The organism is Lysobacter sp. A421 (genome assembly GCF_054052145.1).
Map to the genome: position 1 here is coordinate 97325 of NZ_JBSVRL010000003.1, position 16226 is coordinate 113550.

Consider the following 16226-nt stretch of genomic DNA (forward strand, 5'->3'; position numbering starts at 1 on the left):
TTTGATGCGACGTTGGCACCGCTGGGCATTGGGCTGGACCCGTCCGCGGGAACCCGAAACGCTGCCCGCGCACTTCGATCGGCGCCGCGTGTACGTCTTGCCGACCCGATTCGGCCTGTTTTATGCGGTGCTGCTGGTCACGATGCTGCTGGGCGCGTTGAACTACAACAACAACCCGGCCCTGCTGCTGGGGTTGTTGCTGGCCGGCGCCGGGCTGGCCAGCCTGGTGGCCGCCCAGCTGCAGTTGACCGGTCTGGCGATCGTGGCCATTGATGCGGAGCCGGTTCCGGCCGGCACCGACCTGTTGCTGCGGTTGCATGCCCAGGCCGATGACGGGCGCAGGCGGCGTGGCCTGCAATTGACGCTGGAGCGCATCGACGCTGGCGACGACACCGGGCCTCCCTCGGCCGTACTCAACCTGGACCCGAGCCATGGCCAGGCACAGTTGCCCGTATCCACTGTCCAGCGCGGCTGGTTGGACCTGGGACGGCTGCGCATCGCCACCACTCGCCCGCTCGGCCTGGCGCGCGCCTGGTGCTACATCTGGTCGCCGGTGCCGCTGCTGGTGTACCCACGGCCAGAAACCGACGGACCCGCGCTGCCTACCGGCTCCGGTGACCGGGTGCAAAGCCGGCTGCACCCCAGCGGCGATGATGTCCATCACCTGCGCAGCTACCGTCGCGGAGATTCCCGCCGCGCGATTGCGTGGAAGCCCTCGGCCCGGCGCGATACGTTGCTGGTGCGCGAATACGAACAACCACTGGGCGCGGACATCGTCCTGGACTGGCACCATGCCGGCGCGCTGGGTCGCGAGCAACGGATCGCACGATTGGCACGCTGGGTGGATGAAGCCGAGCGCGATGGCCGCCGCTATCGGCTGGTCTTGCCCGGACAGGTTGCGATCGGACCGGCGCAGGGGCCCATCCATCGTCACGACTGCCTGCGCGCACTGGCGCTGATGCCACATGGCTGAGTCAACGTTGGCAGGGACGCTGGACCCGGGCAGTCGGCGTTGGACGCTGGCGGCTGCTGGCGCCTGCCTGTTCCCCCTGCTGTTGCAGCTGCCGTCGCCGTTGGGATGGCTGGCCGGATCGGCGGCCGTGCTGGTCACCGCGCTGTCATGGCGCAAGCCGCTGCATGTCGTGTGGCGGCTGGGACTCGCGTTCGGCCTGTTGGCGACCTTGCTGGGCATCGCCGGATTCAGCGTTGGCCGCGACACCGGTTGCGCCGTACTGGCGGCCATGCTGGCGGTGAAACCGGCAGAGACCTTCACCGTCCGTGATGCGCGCAGCCTTGTCGGGTTCGCGTTGTTTGGCCCGTTCGCCGCCTTCCTGCTCGATCAGGGACCGCTGACGCTCGCGCTCAGCCTGGTCGGGACGGTGCTTGCGCTGGGTGCGCTGCAACGGCTGGCCGACCTGGAGTCCGGGGACACGATCGATACGGACGTCCGCCGCCGACTTGCCGGAACTGGTCGCCTGCTGGCGATCGGGCTGCCTTTGGCGCTGGCCGCATTCTGGCTGTTCCCACGGCTGGCATCACCGTTGTGGGGCCTGCCCGAGCGTGCATTGGCGCGTACCGGACTATCCGATGAGATGAGCCCCGGCCAATGGATCGACCTGATGGTCGACGACACCCCGGCGTTGCGCGTGCATTTTTTCGGCGCCACCCCACCCACGTCGCAGATGTATTGGCGCGGGCCGGTGCTGGTTGATTTCGACGGGCGCAGTTGGACCCGGTCGCGCCGGCTGACCCGCTCACCGGCGGCAGCGGTAACGCCTGCCGGACAGCGCTGGGACTATGAGGTCGAAATTGAACCCACCGACCGTCGACAGGTGCTGGCGCTGGACCTGCCGCTCGCCGCTCCCGAGGGCACACGGCTCGGCCATGCCTACGGCTTGTTTGCCTCGCGCCCGCTGAGCTCGCTGACCCGCTGGCGGATCCAATCCGCCCCACCGGTCCATTTCGAGCCGCGCCTGTCATCCTCAGTGCGCGAGGCGGCACTCGCCCTGCCCGACCAGTTCAACCCGCGTACCCGCACCCTGGCCCGGCAGTGGCGCGCCGAAGCCGGCAATGACGATGCCCGGATCGTCCAGCGTTCACTGGCCTGGATACGTCAGGACTTCGCCTACACCCTCAGCACCCCGCTCGCGGGGCGGCATTCGGCCGATGAGTTCCTGTTCGATCAGCAAGAAGGGTTCTGCGAACACTTCAGCTCTGCCTTCGTGATCCTGATGCGCAGCGCCGGCATTCCCGCGCGCGTGGTGACCGGTTACGTCGGTGGCCGGCACAACCCGCTGGGCGATTATTGGCTGGTACGCCGCTCCGACGCCCACGCCTGGGCCGAGGTGTGGCTGTCCGGGCGTGGCTGGACGCGCGTCGACCCGACCGCGGCGGTCGCCCCGGAGCGGATCTACGACACCGTCGACGACCTGATGGCCGGGGGTGGCACCAGTGGCCTGTTCGGCCGCATGTTGGGCAACGGCGGCAGCCTGTTCCAGGTGGGCGACTGGATGCGTCGTGGCTGGAATGATCTTGTACTCGGCTTCGATGCACAGCGTCAGTCAAGGATGCTGCGGCCGCTTGGCATCGAACACCTGGCAGGCGCCCGGCTGGGCCTGTTGTTCGTCGTTGCGGCGCTGCTGGCACTGCTGTGGATGGCCTGGTGGAGCCGCCGCGGTGAACGTCAAGCCGATCCGGTACTGCGTGCCTGGCACCAGCTGGATCAGCGCTACCAGCGGCTGGGGCTGGGACGCGAGCCCGACGAGCCCGCAGGCCGATGGGCACGGCGGGTCGGCGGTGTCCATCCACAAGCGCGCGACGAGTTGCTTCGGCTCAGCGAGCGTTTCAGCAATTGGCGTTACGCTAGACTTCTGTCGGGGCAATGTCCCCCAACACAACAGTCGCGGGAGCTTGTTCGAGCGCTGCGAGCCCACCGTCCAACCGGCACGCGTTGACTGCACGCCCTTCGACACGGAGAAACCCATGAACATCCGCCTTGTCATGCTCGCGCTTGCCGCCGCACTGCTGGCCAGCTGTGCCACCCAGCCAATGCCGCTGCAGGGTGAGTTCGCCCAGGTCAGTCCGCGCGATGCCACCACGGCCGATCGCACCGGCGCGCTGGTGCGCTGGGGTGGACGCATCGTGCAGGTCGAGCCGGAATCCAACCGCACCTGTTTCGAGATGATCTCGACCCGGCTCACTGTCCAGGCCCGGCCGTATTGGGCCACCGATGACGTTGGTGGCCGCTTCATCGCATGCCGCGAAGGCTTCTACGACCCGGCATTGTTCCAGGTCAATCGTGAAGTGACCTTTACCGGCAGGATCGACGGTTACGAAACCCGACGGATCGGCGAGTACGACTACCGCTTCCCGCGGGTCGCCGCCGACGTGGTCTACCTGTGGCCGGTCCGCGAGCGGGTGGACGTGATCACCCGTCCGGCGCCGTGGCCGTGGTGGGGCTATTGGTAAGCACACCCCGGTAGCGCAACGTCACGCAGGCGTGCCAAACCGCCCCAGCGGCGCGCCGCCAAGCAAATGCAGATGGATCTGGAACACGGTCTGGCCACCATGCTCGTTGCAGTTCATCACCAGTCGATAACCGTCGTCGGCCAGGCCTTCCCGCCTGGCATATGACGCTGCCGCATGGGCAAGCCGGCCGACGATCACCGCCTGCGCCTCGGTCAGGTCATCGAGGGTCGCGACCGGTGTCTTGGGAACGAACAACACGTGCACCGGCGCTTGCGGGGCGATGTCGCGAAACGCGATCAGGTGCTCGTCCTCGTAGACGATATCGGCCGGCAATTCACGGCGAATGATCTTGCCGAAGATGGTCTGGTCAGTCATGACGCGGCTCCATGGGGTAATGGGCCATTGTCACCCAGCTCGCCGCATGTCGGCTCAGGTCATCTCGCTGCGGCTGCCGAAGGCATGCGACAAGGTGCCGCGATCGACATATTCCAACTCGCCGCCCAGCGGCACCCCGTAGGTCAGGCGACTGGGATGCACCGCGTGCTGGCGCGCAATCTGGCCCACGTAATGCGCGGTTGCCTCGCCTTCCACCGTCGGGTTGGTCGCGATGATCAGCTCCGACACCTCGCCTTCGGCCAGTCGTGCGTCCAGCCGGTCCAGGCCCAGCTCGGCCGGGCCGATACCGTCAAGGGGACTGAGCCGGCCCTGCAGTACGTAATACAGGCCCCGGTAGCCGGTCGCCTGCTCGATGGCGAGACGATCGGCCGGGGTTTCCACCACGCACAGCTGGTGGACATCGCGCGAAGGGCTGGCACAGGTCGGACAGACGTCATCCTCGCTGAAGTCGCGGCAACGCGCGCAGTGGCCGATCTTCACCATCGCCACCGCCAGCGCCTCGGACAGCCGCTGGCCGCCGGCGCGCTCGCGTTCCAGCAGGTGGTACGCCATGCGTTGCGCGGACTTCTGACCCACCCCGGGCAGCACCCGCAACGCTTCGATCAATTGTTCCAGCAGCGGCGAGCTCATCGAAAGTCCGCCCGGACTGATCGCAGCGACATGATCAGAACAGGCATGATCAGAGCAGGCATGATCAGAACGGCAACTTCATTCCCGGCGGCAACTGCATGCCGGCGGTGGCCGAACCCATCTTGTCCTGCGAGGCCGCGTTGACCTTGTTGACGGCGTCGTTGATGGCCGCGGCGACCAGGTCTTCGGTCATCTCCGCGTCGCTGATCACGCTCGGATCGATGCGCACCTTGCGGCACTCCATGCGACCGGTCAGGGTCACGCTGACCATGCCACCGCCAGCGTTGCCGGTGACCTCGACGTTGGCGAGCTCTTCCTGCGCACGCTGCATGTTTTCCTGCATCTGCTGCGCTTGCTGCATGAGTTGGGCAATATTTCCACGCATTTCGTCTACTCGTTTCGGTTATGGATAACGGTTGAGATTGAGGTGCCGCCGGCAATCGTCAAGGTCGCGGGTCAGGCATCGTCAAACGGCCGGATCGAATCGGGAACCACCTTCGCGCCACGCTGGCTGATCAACGCCTGCACCTGGACGTCGTTCAGGAAGGCCTGTTCCGCCGCCGCCTGGCGCTCGTCGCGCGCGCGTTCGTTGCGCTGGTTCAGCGACACCGGTCCATCGGCGCCAGTCATGGGCTGGAATTGAATTTCGGGAACGCGGCCCAGGGCCGGCGCCAATGCTTCGGCGATCTGCCGCACCAGCGCCGGTTTGTTCAGCAATTCATCGGCCGGTGCCAGCGCCAGCGCCAGCACGCCATCGCTGCAGGCGATGAAGCCGACGTGCTCGGCCAACACCCGCGCAGGCCCCTTGAGGCTGCTGGCCATGACCCAGGCATGCCAGGCTGCGGCGTCGTCGATGACGGTGGCATGGGACGGTGGCTGCGTTGATGCCGGCACTGGTTCCGGCACTGGTTCCGATACGGAACTGCTACTGGCCTGGTGCTCCCCTACCGGCTTGACTGCGGCCGGGTAAGAGACCTCCGGCCGGATGCCGGCTTGCTGAACGACTTCGAGCCTTGACTCGGGCTCGGGCTCGGATTCGGCGGCGTGTTCCGCGATCTCCTTGTCTGCAGAAGCGGAGACGGAACCTCGGGTCACGGCCCCCGGATGAGAAGCCGGCTCGCTGCGGGCTGGCGTCGCTGCCACTTCGCGGGCCGCGCCCGGGCCTGCCGGGCGGAACGCGAGCATCCGCAACACGCTCATCTCGAACCCCGCGCGCAGGCTGGGCGCGAGCGCAAGATCGCGACGGCCATTGATTGCCATCTGGTACCACAATTGCACCAGCTCGGCCGGAATGGCGGCGGCCAGCGAATCCACATCGACACCTTCGGCTTCGACCGCCGCGCCGGGCACCAGCTGCCGCACCTGGATCCGGTGCATCGCCTCGGCCAGCGCTTCCAGCACCCCAGCCCAGTCCGGCGAGAACTCCGCCAATGTCGCCACTTCGGCCAGCAACGCCTCACCATCGCCACCGGCCAGCGCCGTCAGCAGCGCGCCAACCCGGGTCTGGTCGACCGTCCCGAGCATGGTGGCTACGGCGGCGTCCGTCAGCTGGCCGCCGGTGTAGGCAATGGCCTGGTCGAGCAACGACAATCCGTCGCGCAGGCTGCCGTCGGCGGCCTTGCTGATCTGGCGCACCGCGCCCGGCTCCACCGCGATGCCCTCGGCGCCCAGGATCTTGTCGATCTGGCCGCTGATCTGGTCCTCGTCCAGGCGCTTGAGGTTGAACTGCAGGCAGCGCGACAACACCGTCACCGGCAACTTCTGCGGGTCGGTGGTGGCCAACAGGAACTTCACGTGCCCCGGCGGCTCCTCCAGCGTCTTCAACAGCGCATTGAAGGCCGACTTGGACAGCATGTGGACTTCATCGATCAGGTACACCTTGACCCGTCCGCGCGACGGCATGTACTGGGCGTTGTCGATCAGCTCGCGGACGTCATCGACGCCGGTGTTGGACGCCGCGTCGATCTCCAGCAGGTCGATGAACCGGCCGGCATCGATGTCCTTGCAGGCATTGCATTCCCCGCACGGTTCGGCCGAGGTGCCGCGCTCGCAGTTGAGCGACTTGGCGAAAATCCGCGCAATGGTGGTCTTCCCGACCCCACGGGTGCCGGAAAACAGGAACGCGTGATGGACCCGGCCGGTATCGAGCGCGTTGCTGAGCGCCCGGACCACGTGCTCCTGCCCCACCAGTTCTGCGAAGCGCTTGGGCCGCCACTTGCGGGCGAGGACGAGGTAGGACATCAATAACCTTGGGCAAGTCCGGAGGAAAGGGTCGCAACGCCATGACAGCAGCGTGCAACCGGTCCGGGCCATTGTGCCACGGCCGGATCCTCCATCGCGGTGGGGCGACGACCCCACGCAACGTGCGACTTGTCCGCGCGTCCCGGCACCGCTAGACTTTGCGGCCCACTACCGATTGGACGTCGTGGCGGGGTCTGAGCGGTTCAGATGCGGAGAGGTGTCCGAGTGGTTGAAGGAGCACGCCTGGAAAGTGTGTAAGCGTCTAAACCGCGCTTCGGGGGTTCGAATCCCCCTCTCTCCGCCAGATATTGCAATTGTCCATGGTGGCCCTGTCGGCCCCTCGCGACGCTAGGTCGAAAACTCCGCCAGGGCCGGAAGGCAGCAACGGTATTGACTGACGCGGGTGCCGAGGTCAGCCGGCAGGGCCACCGCCTTTTTTGAGGCAGCGCCTGTTTGGGTCAGCTCATTTCGAGGGCCGCTACGGCGTCGCTTCGACCCGCAGTGCCGTGGTGTCGCGCAGCGCGACCAGTTCGCCCGGCGTGCCGACCCGGTAGCCGCGTTCGGCGAGCAGCTCACCTTCGCGCGGGCTGCCGTAGTGGTAGAGCAGGCAACGCGCCAGCAGTTCACCCGGGTACTCCCGCTCCAGGTCGGCAATGCCGCTATGGGACGGATTGCCTTGCAGTGCACAGTCGTGGGCGACCAGCTCGTCGGCGTCGGCCATCGTGGCCAGCATTTCCGGGATCGGACGGGTGTCGCCGGTCCAGACCAGGCTGCCATGCAGGCGCAGGCCGAATGCGGTATCGGGCCAGTGGTGGCGGACCGGAAATACCTCCAGCCGCACACCGTCGTGCCAGAAAGCCTCGCCGACCGGGATCACCTGGAACGCGTCCCAGAAATTGGCCCCACCCTCGGCCAGCGCATTGGGGTAGTCGCCGACACGCTGGTGCAGCAACGGCACCAGTTTGGCCGGCACGTACAGGCGCACCCGCCCCCGACGCGCTTCATCAAAATAGCTGCCCACAAACAGACGCTCGAAACCGCCGACGTGGTCAAGATGGGTGTGGGTGATGAACAACGCGCGCGGCATCTGCCCGTAATGGGCAAGATAAGCGGTCAAACCTTCACCGCCGCAGTCGATGGTCAGCCATGGCGCGCCATCGTGCTCGATCGTCGCCATCGCCGAGCCCAACGCGACCGCGGAGGAGTTGCCGACGCCCTGGAACCGCAAGCTCCAACCCATCTCAGTAGCCTCGCGCCCAGATGCGATCGTAGGCATCGCGCAGGCGGACAAAATCGCGCTCGACCGCGACGACCTCACGTGGCCCGCGCAGTTTCAGCAGCGAGCGCTTGAGCCGGGCCAGGTTGCGCTCGCGCCAACGGGTCGCGGGAATCATTATCTGGCTGCGATCCAGGTCGATGACCCAGCCACGTCCAGCGCTATCAAACATCAGGTTATGGGCGTTGAGGTCCGCATGATCCAGGCCCGCACGATGGGCGCGGGCAATCAATCGGCCGGTCTCCTCCCATGGCGCATCACTGCCAGCCACCAGCACGCGATCGGCCAGGCTGCGCACGTTCGGGATGCGTTCGATCAGGATCGCGCACCGATACAGCGCGCCTTCGCGCCGATACATTGCGGCGATCGGCGAGGGCACCGGCACGCCCTTGTCGATCATCGCGCGCGACAGCCGGAACTCGGCGAAACTGCGGGTGCGGTCCGCGCCCTGCCACACATAGCGATCGCGGCTGAGCCTGGCGACCATGCCGCCGCGCAGGTAACGTCGCAGTACGGATGGTCCAAACGGCGCGTCGACAAACCAGGCACCGCCGCGGCCGCCACTATCGACCGGCCGCGCCTTGCCCTCCCACGCGGCAGGAATGAACCATTCGGGTTGCGCTTGCCGGACACGCGTAATGTCGAACAAAATCGCGCCATACCCGCCATCTTCATGGAATGGTGTCAGTCCCTCGGCGGCGTCATACCCAGTCATCCTCCGGAGTCTAGCAATTAGCATCCCTCCTGCACCTGCTTCCATCTGCCTGCTGCGCTTGTCCGCGCTGGGGGACGTCACCCATGTCGTGCCGTTGGTGCGAACCCTGCAGGCGGCATGGCCGGAAACGCGGCTGAGCTGGGTCATCGGCAAGACAGAACAGCGCTTGCTGGAGGGGCTGCCGGGCGTGGAGTTCATCGAATACGACAAGAAGTCCGGAATCGGCGGCATGCTGGCGCTGTACCACCGATTGCGACGGGGTCCGATCGACAACCCGACCTTCGACGTATTACTGCAGATGCAGGTGGCCGCACGCGCCAACCTGTTGTCGGCGGTCATCCCGGCCTCGATGCGCGTGGGCTATGACCCGGCGCGCTCCCGGGACGGGCATGGATTGTTTGTCAATCGGCGTATCCCGGACCGGCCGGGCATCCATGTACTCGATGCCATCGGCAGCTTTTGCGAGCCCCTCGGGCTGACCCAGGCCCGGGTGCAATGGGATTTGCCGGTACCCGAGCAGGCGCGGCAATGGGCCGGCGCGCAATGGCCCACCGACGACACCCCGACTCTGATGATCTCGCCGTGCGCCAGCCATGTCCTGCGCAACTGGCGGCCCGACCGCCACGCCGCCGTTGCCGATCACGCGATCGCCCGCGGGTGGCGAGTGGTGCTGTGTGGCGGACGCAGCGAGTTGGAGCGCCAGACCACCGACGCCATCGTCGCTGCGATGCGCGGTGACGCGCTGGACCTGGTGGGCAAGGACACCCTGAAACAATTGCCGGCGCTGCTGGAACGCGCCGACCTGGTGATGACCCCGGACTCGGGCCCGATGCACATCGCCAACGCGATGGGAACGAAAGTCCTGGGCCTGCACGCAGCCAGCAACCCGGCGCGCAGCGGTCCTTACAGTGATCGCCGTTACTGCGTGGACCGCTATGACGATGCCGCGCGCAAGTATCGGGGCAAACCTGCCAGCCAGCTCCGCTGGGGCAGCAAGATCGAGCAGGACGGGGTGATGGACCTGGTCAGCGTCGACGATGCGGTCGCGGCGTTTGAACGCTTCCTCGCCGACCACCCGGGATGTCGCCAGCGGGCAGGCGGCTAGCGCGCTCGCTGGCAGTCCGCTGTCAGGGCGCGTCGCCGCCTTTGTAGTCCTGGTAGGACTTCTCCTCGACATACGAAGACCCCAGGGCGAGGTTGATTTCGCGCTTGAGCCGGGCGCGCTCGTCATTCTCGAAATAGACGCTGCGGGCCAGCTTGATGAAGTCGGCGTCGAACTGCTGCGCCTTCTCCTTGATCCGGATGTCGTCCTCGATGACCCACAGGCGCTCGTTGACCGCCTTGAGTTCCGTGCGCAGGCGGATCACGTCCTTGTCGGCCGCGGGGTGCGCCAACCAGGTCTTCTGCAGCGCCGACAGCTCGTTGTGGATGTTCGCCAGCTTGGCGGCATCGGTCATGCGCTCGGACTTGATGGTCAGGATCGCAATCTTGTCGAGCAACTCACCGAATGAAACGGGGACCAGGATTTCAGACATGGGACAGACCGGGATAAGGGGGTCCACCAGTCTAGCGTCGAGCAGCGGAACCCAGGCAGCTTGTCGACCCGCGCTGCGGCCCGTATCATTGCGCCCCCACGACCCGGGTTTCGCGGTCGTGGCACACCGGAGAGGTGGCAGAGTGGTCGAATGTACCTGATTCGAAATCAGGCGTACGTTTATAGCGTACCGGGGGTTCGAATCCCCCCCTCTCCGCCAGATATCGCGAAAGGGCTGTCCTGACAGCCCTTTTTGCTGACAAACTGGTTGCCTTCCCGGACTCGGACGTCCTTTCCGCTGCCCGGCTGCTGACCATCGCTGGCCGGCCAACGACGATCACTCCGTTTTATTCTGCGAAGGGTTTTCGACAACAGGATCTGCATGATCGAATTCGGACACCTGACGCACCCTGGCCTGCGTCGTGAGCTCAATGAAGACAGCTATTACGGCGACAGCGAGCTGGGCCTGTGGCTGGTAGCCGACGGCATGGGCGGCCACGAGTATGGCGAAGTCGCCAGCGCACTGGCGCGCGAGACCATCGTGCGTGAAATCCGCGATGGCACCCCACTTGCCCAAGCCATCCGCATCGCCGACGAGGAGATCATCCGCGTCTCACGACGGCGACGCGATGCGCTGCCCATGGGGACCACCGTGGTTGCAGCGCGCATCAGCGGCACCCGGTTCGAGGTGGTCTGGGTCGGCGACAGCCGGATCTATCTGTGGCGTGAGGACCAGCTGACCCAGCTGTCCCGGGATCACAGCTACGTGCAGGAGCTGATCTCCACCGGTGCCATCACCCGCGAGCAGGCCCGCCACCACCCGCATCGCAACGTCGTCACCCAGGCGCTGGGAGTGACCGGTCCCAGCAGCCTGGACGTCGCCATGATGTCGGGGGAACTGCTGCCGGGCATGCAGTTGCTGTTGTGCAGCGATGGGTTGACCGAGGAGGTCGACGACCAGCAGATCGCGCGGGTACTTGCCCACGCCGACTGCAGCGCCCAGGAATGCGTCGACACCCTGGTGGCGGCCGCGCTGGATGGCGGTGGCTCCGACAACATCACCGCGATCCTGGTCCGCAGCCATTAGGCAACACCTGAACAGTTGTCGTCATCCCCGCGCCCGACTGGACTTCCTGCGGTCGAAGGCGGATCCATGGACGCCAAACCGCTGACTAGACGGGCTCGGCGGCATCCCACACCGCAACACCGGCCCGTTTGCGCAGGCTTTCCAGTCGCACCTCGTGCGCAGCCAGCTCATCGGCCTGCACCACGACCGACGGCCGCGACCGCATCGAGTCATCCGGTTTGAACAGCACTGCCGCGACCGCTCCCGGTGCCGGCTGCGGGCTGGCGAACCCGATCTCTTCCTGTCCCGAGGTCAGCCCGATATAGACTTCGGCCAACAGCTGCGCATCCAGCAACGCACCGTGCAACTGGCGGTGCGCATTGTCCACGCCAAGCCGCCGGCAGAGCGCATCGAGTGAGTTGCGCTGCCCCGGGAAGCGCCGACGGGCCAGCAACAGCGTGTCCTCTATCGCGCAACGCTCACCCAGGCCGCCGTGGCCGCCACCCACCAAGCGCAGCTCGTTGTCCAGGAAGCCGACGTCGAAGGCCGCGTTATGGATCACCAGCTCGGCGCCGTCGATGAAGGCAATGAATTCATCGACGATGTCCGCGAAAACGGGTTTGTCGGCCAGGAACTCCAGGGTCAGGCCGGTGACTTCCTGCGCACCCGGCTCAAACTGGCAGTCAGGCTTGAGATAACGGTGGAACGTACGCCCGCTTGGGCGCCGCTCCAGGAACTCGACGCAACCGATCTCGACCACCCGGTTGCCGCGCTCCCAGCTCAGCCCGGTGGTTTCGGTATCAAGCACGACCTGGCGAAGCGACATCTCAACCCACCCCGTGGGGTGCACGCCCCTTGAAGCGGGTGGCCTCGTCGCGCGCCAGATCATCGACACGTTCGTTGTCCGGATCACCGGAATGGCCCTTCACCCATCGCCAATCAATCTGATGGGCCACCGTCGCCGCTTGCAGGCGCTCCCACAGGTCGCGGTTCTTGACTGGCGCGCCGGCCGCCGTCTTCCAGCCACGGCGCACCCAGTTGGCCATCCACTGGGTGATGCCCTGGCGGACGTACTGGGAATCGGTATGCAGGGTGACCACGCACGGACTGCGGAGTGCTTCCAGCGCGGAGATGGCCGCCATCAATTCCATACGGTTGTTGGTGGTGTCCGCTTCACCGCCAGTCAGTTCACGCTCCACCCCATTGCAGCGCAACAACGCCGCCCAACCGCCCGGCCCCGGATTGCCCAGGCAGGCACCATCGGTATGGATCTGTACGTTACGGGCGACCGGGGCGGACACGTCGACAGGGTGTCCGGCCGCGGGCGGTTTTTCCATGGTGTCGCAGATGTCTTCAGTCATCGGGGCATTATCACCGAGCACGGCGGGCAGGTCTGCCCCGATGGTGAGGATTCAGACCAGCGTCCCGCTTGCCAGCGCAACTGGCGCAGCGGCGTGGGTGTTACTGATGCAAGCACCCGCTTGCTTACCGTGAACGCCATCGCCGCGCGAAACCGATCCACAGCAGCCACCCCGGTCTCGCCAGTGCCGACGCGCCAATGCGGGCCCAGCCATTGCAACCGGATCGAGCTGCCGGAAAACCCGGTTTGCCGCAGCACCCGTTGCCACCGGCCCGGGTCGCGGGCCCGCAAGCCGGTGCCCATCCAGCGAAAACGGTACGGCGTCCAGGGATTCAGGGTCGCCAACCAGAGCGTACCGCCCGGCGCCAGCACGCGCGCGCATTCCTCCAGCAATGCCAGCCCACCATCACCGTCATCGAGCGCGTGCTGCAGCAGCACCGCCCCGCAGGTCTCCGTGGCCAGCGGCAATGGCAAGGCACAGCGCACCGTTCCGACCAGATCGTGCTGGTTGCGGTGCAGCACAATCCCACGACGACCAGCGACCGGGGGCACCGCCGCCGGCACCCCGATCCAGAGCCAGGGCATCGCCGGACACGCATCCAATACCCGCTTGACCGCAGCGGCTTCAGCTGCCGGCAACCCGCCTCCGGCTTCACTGCCAAACCAGTCGAGCCCGCCAGATGCGCTCGACTGGAGTTGACGATCGTGCTTGAACGCAGGCATGGTCGCGGATTCTCGCATCGCCGGTGGCTTGGCAGGCTCTGCATTGTGCGGCATTGCGCTGCGCGTCGCCGGCAACCCGAAGGAGTCCCTGGATGCTTCTGCACGCCCTGCCTGCATTCAACGACAACTACATCTGGCTGCTCGATGACGGCAATGGCGGCAGCCTGATCGTCGATCCCGGCCAGGCTGGGCCGGTGTTCACCGCGGCCGATGCCGGCATGTCACCTACCGGGATCCTGTTGACCCACCACCACCCCGACCACATCGGCGGATTGGCCGACCTGTTGGCGCGCTGGCCTGGCCTGCCGGTGGTCGCGGCACATGACCCGCGAATCGAGCTGGCGACGATCCGGGTGGCCGATGGCGACCGGTTCACCCTTGGCGCACGCCGGTTCGAGACGATTGCAGTACCGGGCCATACCACCAGTCACCTGGCCTATTTCTGTGCCGACACCGCTGCCAGCGACCCCGTTCTGTTCAGCGGCGACACCTTGTTCAGCCTGGGTTGCGGGCGTCTTTTCGAAGGTAGTCCGTTGCAGATGCACCAGTCATTGTCCCGACTGGCCCACCTGCCGGGGCCGACGCGGGTTTGTTGCGGCCACGAATACACCCTGTCCAACGCGGCGTTTGCGCGCGTGGTCGAACCCCACAACACGGCGCTCCAGCGCCGCATCCTGGAAGTCCAGTCCATGCGCGATGCCGCCAAGCCAAGCCTGCCCAGCACGATCACCAGCGAACTGGCGTGCAATCCTTTCCTGCGTTGCGCAGAGCCGGCCGTGGTCGCTGCTGTACAACACAGGCTGGGCCGCGCCCCAAGCGACGCGGTAGAGGTGTTCGCAGGATTGCGACAATGGAAGGACGGGTTCGGCGGATGAGTCGGCCCGGCCCTGGACGCCGGCTCAAAGTCGGCGCACCCCGCTCCACGCGCCCCCTGTTGGCCATGTTGTTGGCCATGTTGTTGGCCATGTTGCTGGCGATGTCGCTGGCAGTGCCGGTGAGCGCAGACGAGACCAACCCCGGATCGACAGCTGCGGCAGCGGGCCCTGATACGGCCGAGTCGGCCAGTAGCGCCGCCACCGTCACCGCTCGCAGCGGGCTGGATATTTACCAACAGTTCCGGGCGGGCCTGGCTGATCCATCCTGCGGAACCGACGTCAGCGCGCGCTGGAGCAAGCACTACGCTGCCGCACCCAAGCGCCTGGCCTCGCCCGGTGACGATACATTGCTGCTGTTCGGCTACGTGCTGGACGCCGTTCGCGGCGCGGGCCTGCCCAGCGAGTACGCCCTCATTCCGTTCGTGGAGAGTGGCTATCGCCCCGAGGCGCGCAGCCCCCAGGGGCCTGCCGGGCTGTGGCAGATGATCAAGCTCACTGCGCGCAGCCACAATGTATCGATTCGCAAGGGCTACGACGGGCGCCTGTCACCAGTGGATTCCACCCGCGCCGCGGTGCGCTACCTGAAGACACTGCACGGCATGTTCGCCGGTGACTGGCGCTTGGCGGTGATGGCCTACAACGCCGGCGAGTACCGGATATTCTCCGCGCTCGACAAGGGCGGCCAGGTCGCGCGTGACGCCGACCCCGAAGCGCTGCCGGGACTGCCGGACATCACCCATGCCTACGTGCGCAAGCTGCACGCCCTGGCCTGTGTCCTGGGCGATGCCGACGACCGGGACCCCTGGGTAAAGGCGATGGATCGGCCGGTGCCGCACTTGAAGGCGATGCCGGTGGCCGAGAACGTGCACGCGATTTCGGATTGGGCTGCGCGCAACGACCAGGACCCCAAACGCCTGGCTCGCCTCAATCCGGTGTTCCGTGATGGCCGGATCAGCCATGCCGGCGACACACCGGTTCGCTTGCTGGTACTGGCCACCAGCCTGAATTAGGCATTGGCGGCATGGGTACAATAAGAGGTTGCCCGACCGCCCCGGTCGCGGCCCAGCTCAACCAGGAGCCACCATGGGTTTTCTTCAAGGCAAGCGCGCGCTGATTACCGGCATCGCCAGCGAACGCTCGATCGCCAGCGGCATCGCCGAGGCGATGCATCGCGAAGGCGCGGAACTGGCCTTCACTTACCTCAACGACAAGATGCGCCCGCGGGTGGAGAAAGCCGCCGCCGCACTGGGCAGCGACATCGTGCTTCCGCTGGACGTGTCCAGTGACGAGCAGATTGCCGCCTGTTTCGAGCAACTCGGCCAGCGCTGGGACGGGTTCGACATCCTCATCCATGCCATCGCATTCGCCCCGCGCGAGGCGATCGAGGGTGAGTTCCTGGACGGCTTGACCCGCGAGAACTGGGCCGTGGCCCACGACATCTCGGCCTATTCGCTGGCGGCCATCTCCAAGGCCGCCCGCCCGCTGATGGCCGGCCGCAACGGGGCGGTCCTGACCCTCAGCTACCTGGGCGCCGTGCGTGCGCTGCAAAATTACAACGTAATGGGCGTGGCCAAGGCCAGCCTGGAGGCGACGGTTCGCTACCTCGCACTAAACCTGGGACCGGAAGGCACGCGCGTCAATGCAATCTCCGCCGGTCCCATCAAGACGTTGTCGGCTGCGGGTATCTCCAATTTCCGCAAGATGCTCGGCCAGTTCGAGAAGAACGCGCCGCTGCGCCGCACGGTCACCATCGAGGACGTCGGCAACACCGCGGCGTTCCTGTGTTCGGACCTGGCAGCAGGCATTACCGGCGACGTGGTGTACGTCGATTCGGGCTACAACATCCTGGGCATGACCGGAGTCGGCGACGCCGACTGAAGCACCGGGAACTGAAGCCGCGCAAACTGAAACCACGAGATCCAGTCCGGCGCCAGGCCGGACT

18 protein-coding genes, 2 tRNA genes and 1 other RNA gene are annotated in these 16226 nt (G+C 66.3%); 11 read left to right on the plus strand and 10 right to left on the minus strand.

Going from position 1 to position 16226, the window contains the following annotated elements:
* Nucleotides 1-4 precede the first annotated feature (4 nt).
* Genes ACW7G6_RS10180 through ACW7G6_RS10190 form a run of 3 tightly spaced genes read left to right on the plus strand, consistent with a single transcriptional unit; the run spans nt 5 to nt 3468 of the window.
* Nucleotides 5-973 (plus strand): DUF58 domain-containing protein, encoded by a 969-nt coding sequence (locus ACW7G6_RS10180; protein WP_456998186.1) that lies wholly within the window; start codon nt 5-7, stop codon nt 971-973.
* Nucleotides 966-2954, plus strand: a complete 1989-nt coding sequence (locus ACW7G6_RS10185) for a transglutaminase TgpA family protein (RefSeq protein WP_456998187.1) — start codon at nt 966-968, stop codon at nt 2952-2954. Before ACW7G6_RS10180 ends, ACW7G6_RS10185 begins: the two co-directional genes overlap by 8 nt.
* Nucleotides 2955-2982: 28 nt before the next feature.
* Nucleotides 2983-3468 (plus strand): Slp family lipoprotein, encoded by a 486-nt coding sequence (locus ACW7G6_RS10190; protein ID WP_456978686.1) that lies wholly within the window; start codon nt 2983-2985, stop codon nt 3466-3468.
* Nucleotides 3469-3489: 21 nt separating this feature from the next.
* Here ACW7G6_RS10190 and ACW7G6_RS10195 read toward each other — a convergent pair whose 3' ends face one another.
* The 4 genes from ACW7G6_RS10195 to dnaX form a co-directional block, all read right to left on the minus strand.
* Complete coding sequence (locus ACW7G6_RS10195) at nt 3490-3843, minus strand: histidine triad nucleotide-binding protein (RefSeq protein WP_456962032.1); 354 nt, start codon at nt 3841-3843, stop codon at nt 3490-3492.
* A 54-nt stretch (nt 3844-3897) separates the two neighbouring features.
* Nucleotides 3898-4494: a recombination mediator RecR gene (recR, locus tag ACW7G6_RS10200; RefSeq protein WP_456998188.1), complete on the minus strand. Its 597-nt coding sequence runs from the start codon at nt 4492-4494 to the stop codon at nt 3898-3900.
* A gap of 64 nt (nt 4495-4558) precedes the next feature.
* Entirely contained in the window at nt 4559-4879 is a 321-nt protein-coding gene (locus ACW7G6_RS10205; protein ID WP_456962034.1) for a YbaB/EbfC family nucleoid-associated protein, read from the minus strand.
* Between the two features lie 71 nt (nt 4880-4950).
* Nucleotides 4951-6735: a DNA polymerase III subunit gamma/tau gene (gene dnaX / locus ACW7G6_RS10210; RefSeq protein ID WP_456998189.1), complete on the minus strand. Its 1785-nt coding sequence runs from the start codon at nt 6733-6735 to the stop codon at nt 4951-4953.
* A 211-nt stretch (nt 6736-6946) separates the two neighbouring features.
* On the opposite strand from dnaX, the gene ACW7G6_RS10215 reads away from it, so the two are divergent.
* Together ACW7G6_RS10215 and ffs are read left to right on the plus strand one after the other, a co-directional pair.
* Nucleotides 6947-7039, plus strand: a tRNA-Ser gene (locus ACW7G6_RS10215).
* 25 nt (nt 7040-7064) lie between these two features.
* Nucleotides 7065-7161: signal recognition particle sRNA small type (gene ffs, locus ACW7G6_RS10220), an RNA gene on the plus strand.
* Nucleotides 7162-7213: 52 nt separating this feature from the next.
* Here ffs and ACW7G6_RS10225 read toward each other — a convergent pair.
* Complete coding sequence (locus tag ACW7G6_RS10225; protein ID WP_456978683.1) at nt 7214-7975, minus strand: MBL fold metallo-hydrolase; 762 nt, start codon at nt 7973-7975, stop codon at nt 7214-7216.
* A 1-nt stretch (nt 7976) separates the two neighbouring features.
* Nucleotides 7977-8726 carry a 3-deoxy-D-manno-octulosonic acid kinase gene (locus ACW7G6_RS10230; RefSeq protein ID WP_456978682.1) on the minus strand — a complete coding sequence of 250 codons (750 nt, stop codon included), beginning with the start codon at nt 8724-8726 and terminating at the stop codon, nt 7977-7979.
* 22 nt (nt 8727-8748) lie between these two features.
* Here ACW7G6_RS10230 and ACW7G6_RS10235 point away from each other — a divergent pair, with 22 nt between their 5' ends.
* Entirely contained in the window at nt 8749-9831 is a 1083-nt protein-coding gene (locus tag ACW7G6_RS10235; RefSeq protein ID WP_456998280.1) for a glycosyltransferase family 9 protein, read from the plus strand.
* A 22-nt stretch (nt 9832-9853) separates the two neighbouring features.
* Here the strand turns inward: ACW7G6_RS10235 and ACW7G6_RS10240 are convergent, their stop codons facing one another.
* Nucleotides 9854-10261 (minus strand): DUF6165 family protein, encoded by a 408-nt coding sequence (locus ACW7G6_RS10240; protein ID WP_456978681.1) that lies wholly within the window; start codon nt 10259-10261, stop codon nt 9854-9856.
* A gap of 128 nt (nt 10262-10389) precedes the next feature.
* On the opposite strand from ACW7G6_RS10240, the gene ACW7G6_RS10245 reads away from it, so the two are divergent.
* Nucleotides 10390-10480 (plus strand) — tRNA-Ser (locus tag ACW7G6_RS10245).
* 162 nt (nt 10481-10642) lie between these two features.
* Complete coding sequence (locus tag ACW7G6_RS10250) at nt 10643-11347, plus strand: PP2C family protein-serine/threonine phosphatase (RefSeq protein ID WP_456998190.1); 705 nt, start codon at nt 10643-10645, stop codon at nt 11345-11347.
* Nucleotides 11348-11432: 85 nt separating this feature from the next.
* Here the strand turns inward: ACW7G6_RS10250 and dnaQ are convergent, their stop codons facing one another.
* Genes dnaQ through ACW7G6_RS10265 form a run of 3 tightly spaced genes read right to left on the minus strand, consistent with a single transcriptional unit; the run spans nt 11433 to nt 13409 of the window.
* On the minus strand, nt 11433-12215 hold the full coding sequence (gene dnaQ, locus ACW7G6_RS10255) for a DNA polymerase III subunit epsilon (RefSeq protein ID WP_456998281.1): 783 nt from the start codon (nt 12213-12215) through the stop codon (nt 11433-11435).
* Nucleotides 12154-12663: a ribonuclease HI gene (rnhA, locus tag ACW7G6_RS10260; protein ID WP_456978853.1), complete on the minus strand. Its 510-nt coding sequence runs from the start codon at nt 12661-12663 to the stop codon at nt 12154-12156. The genes dnaQ and rnhA overlap by 62 nt, the downstream gene beginning before the upstream one ends.
* Before the next feature lie 20 nt (nt 12664-12683).
* Entirely contained in the window at nt 12684-13409 is a 726-nt protein-coding gene (locus tag ACW7G6_RS10265) for a hypothetical protein (RefSeq protein ID WP_456978678.1), read from the minus strand.
* 92 nt (nt 13410-13501) lie between these two features.
* Here ACW7G6_RS10265 and gloB point away from each other — a divergent pair, with 92 nt between their 5' ends.
* The 3 genes from gloB to ACW7G6_RS10280 all read left to right on the plus strand — a co-directional run bounded on the left by gloB (nt 13502) and on the right by ACW7G6_RS10280 (nt 16162).
* Nucleotides 13502-14284, plus strand: a complete 783-nt coding sequence (gene gloB / locus ACW7G6_RS10270; RefSeq protein ID WP_456998191.1) for a hydroxyacylglutathione hydrolase — start codon at nt 13502-13504, stop codon at nt 14282-14284.
* Between the two features lie 65 nt (nt 14285-14349).
* Nucleotides 14350-15294, plus strand: a complete 945-nt coding sequence (locus ACW7G6_RS10275; RefSeq protein WP_456998282.1) for a lytic transglycosylase domain-containing protein — start codon at nt 14350-14352, stop codon at nt 15292-15294.
* Nucleotides 15295-15367: 73 nt separating this feature from the next.
* Nucleotides 15368-16162 carry an enoyl-ACP reductase FabI gene (locus tag ACW7G6_RS10280; RefSeq protein ID WP_456978676.1) on the plus strand — a complete coding sequence of 265 codons (795 nt, stop codon included), beginning with the start codon at nt 15368-15370 and terminating at the stop codon, nt 16160-16162.
* Nucleotides 16163-16226 lie beyond the last annotated feature (64 nt).